Origin of the sequence: Chryseobacterium sp. SIMBA_029 (genome assembly GCF_046535275.1) — a bacterium.
Lineage (GTDB): Bacteria > Bacteroidota > Bacteroidia > Flavobacteriales > Weeksellaceae > Chryseobacterium.
Genome location: NZ_JAWRXA010000351.1, coordinates 1 through 269 on the forward strand (window position 1 = coordinate 1; position 269 = coordinate 269).

A 269-nucleotide genomic window follows, 5' to 3' on the forward strand; every position below is an offset into this window, starting at 1 on the left:
TTAGTGGTAATTATTTTACATTGGAAAATGAAAATATTGTAAAAAGAAACTACTTCGGTCCTGAAGTAAATCTGGAATACCTGCTTTTTCCCAAGTATAGATTTAGCCCATACATTTATGGTGGGGCAGGAGCTTTCTATTCTAAATACAAACCTCAGTACAAGGGACAGTTTGGAGGAGGCCTTGAATATATGTTGGATCACAATGTTTCTCTGAGAGCTTCTGCACAATATGACCTTGGCTTCAAGGATAATTGGGAAGGTCTTGTG

Annotated in this window: 1 pseudogene; it reads left to right on the plus strand. The window is 37.5% G+C overall.

The annotated features are described in order from the left end of the window. Positions 1-269, plus strand: a pseudogene (locus SB679_RS24430) (curli production assembly protein CsgG); the annotation flags it as partial.